Origin of the sequence: Thiohalocapsa sp. (assembly GCF_019695415.1) — a bacterium.
Taxonomy (GTDB): Bacteria; Pseudomonadota; Gammaproteobacteria; order Chromatiales; family Chromatiaceae; genus Thiohalocapsa.
Genome location: NZ_JAIFKJ010000253.1, coordinates 1 through 2,247 on the forward strand (window position 1 = coordinate 1; position 2,247 = coordinate 2,247).

The 2,247-nt window shown below is 65.5% G+C and carries 2 protein-coding genes; both read left to right on the top strand.

The genetic code is table 11. The annotated features are described in order from the left end of the window. The first annotated feature begins 230 nt into the window (after positions 1 to 230). Positions 231 to 632, top strand: coding sequence for a hypothetical protein (locus I6U14_RS07170; protein ID WP_296898064.1), 402 nt, complete (start codon positions 231 to 233; stop codon positions 630 to 632). Between the two features lie 141 nt (positions 633 to 773). Beyond that, entirely contained in the window at positions 774 to 1,760 is a 987-nt protein-coding gene (locus I6U14_RS07175; RefSeq protein ID WP_296898065.1) for an HAD family hydrolase, read from the top strand. Positions 1,761 to 2,247 lie beyond the last annotated feature (487 nt).

Here is a 2,247-nt window from a genome sequence, read left to right on the forward strand (position 1 = left end):
ATGGCGAGGAGTCGTCAGCTGCGATCGGGTGCGAGAGGCGTGCATCGCGGCCGAAGACCCATGTGTGGCGGGTATAACCAGCGTGACGTCATCGACGCGGAACCGAGCCGCGCCTGTAGGCCGGCGTTCAGCTTGGTTTCAGCGCCCGGGGCTATGCTTTCCCTATGGAGCGAGGACGGCGACCCCCGAGCGGTCGCCGCCTGCGGTCCGAACAGCAGGAGAGCAAGCCGATGAACGATGATCGACGCCAGCGGATGCTGGCTGCCGCTTTGGCCGCGGCCTTGAGCGTTGTGGGCGCCGGCTGCGCTACGCAGCCCGATGTGTTGCAGACAGAAGGGCTGAGCGTCCAGAAGTCCGCAGACAGCCATTTCGAGATCAACCGGGTCCGGGTCTACCGCGATGGCGGGGCCTTGAGCGTTAGTGGTGACGTCGCGAATCTGATGCCGCAGCGAATCCTGACGCCTGGGCGGGTCGAGATCAGCGTCATCGGGCCCGATGGCTCGACGCTGGTCGAGGAGATCACCACGCCCATGCGCAAGAATCCGCAGGCGCGGTCCGCGCATTTCTACGCGCGGCTGCCGGTGACACCGCCGACTGGGAGCACATTGCGGATTTCCCATCACCTCGACTAGCGCACGCGCACCAGACGCGTCACCCCAAAAAAAGTAGTTGGACGGCCGTCAGGGTGGCCGAAATTCGCAGCCTGCGGGGTCCTCAGGATGGTTCCTTAGGGCATGCTTTGTCAGGCTTTCCAAGCTGCGAGAGAACCTGCGATGCGTATCCTGACTTTGCTGTTGCTTTGGGTCCCCTTGGCGGCGGCCGCCGACCCGCTCGCGTCCTGGGACGACGGCCAGGCAAAACAGGCCATCACCGGATTCGTCGCAGCAGTCACCCAAGCGGGCTCCCCAGACTTCGTACCCGAGTCCGAGCGCATTGCTGTCTTCGATAACGACGGCACGCTGTGGGTGGAGCAGCCCATATATATCCAGCTTGCGTTCGTGCTGGAGCGCATCGGGGAGCTTGCCGATGAGCATCCCGAATGGCGCGAGGAGCAGCCTTTCAAGGCCGCATTGGCAAGGGATGGCGTTGCACTCGGCGAGGCCGGCATGGAAGGGTTGATGCAGCTCCTGATGGCCACCCACGCCGGCGTGTCGAGCAGCGAGTTCGCCGCGCTCACTGCAGACTGGATCGCCACCGCCCGCCATCCGCGCTTCGAGCGGCATTACACAGAGCTGGTCTACCAGCCGATGCTGGAACTGCTGGATTACCTGCGCGACAACGGCTTCAAGACCTTCATCGTCTCCGGCGGCGGAATTGCTTTCCTACGCCCGTGGGCCGAGCGCGTCTACGGCATCCCGCCGGAGCAGGTGGTGGGCTCGCAGATCGCGCTGGAGTACGAGGTGATCGACGGCGTGCCGACCCTGGTGCGCAAACCCGAGATCGCCTTCATCGACGACAAGGCCGGCAAGCCGGTAGGCATCTGGCGCCACATCGGCCGCCGCCCCATTCTGGCTTTCGGCAACTCCGACGGCGACTATCAGATGCTGGAGTGGACCACGGCGGGCGAGGGCAAGCGCCTCGGTCTGCTGCTGCATCACGACGACGCCGAGCGCGAATACGCTTACGACCGAGACAGCCACATAGGCCGGCTCGACAAGGGTCTCGACGACGCCGCTGACAAGGGCTGGGCGCTGGTGTCCATACAGCGGGACTGGCGGAGGGTGTTTCCATGGTCTCCGACGGCTGATGCCAGCCCATGATCAGAGCACCCGACTGACGCGTTGACCGGCAGAACGGCGACGGTATACGGAATCTCCACGAGGAGGTCGGTCGACCTTGCCTGGACTTCTCGACGTAGGGAAGCGCCAATAAATCAGCGCTTCCCTAGGGTGACCGTTCGCCCGGCCTGCCCGGCCCAAGACACCGCGCGCAAAAGAGCTGGACGGAAGGCGGGACGGGGCGCAAACTGCGCCACCCGGAGCCTTCGGTCCCACGCGGTTGAACCTCACAGCCAGATTTTCTCCGCCTGCTCAGCCCCCGCAGGGGCCTCCTCAGGAACCGCCCGATCTGCCGGCAGCCATTTCGGCTGCCCTTGCCGATCAAGGCTGGTGCGTTACGGACGCCTTTCTGCCGCCCTTGCTGGTGAGCCCGCTGCGCCCCGAGGCCCACCCACGGTGGGAGGTTGGGCCATTTCGTCGGCCCGGGGTTGGGCTGGGGCCCGTCCTGGAGCTTCACCCCGGGGGGCGC

Excerpts from the sequence above, each read along its gene's own strand:
- I6U14_RS07170 (WP_296898064.1), top strand. The coding sequence starts at position 231 with ATGAACGATGATCGACGCCAGCGGATGCTGGCTGCCGCTTTGGCCGCG.
- I6U14_RS07175 (WP_296898065.1), top strand. The coding sequence starts at position 774 with ATGCGTATCCTGACTTTGCTGTTGCTTTGGGTCCCCTTGGCGGCGGCC.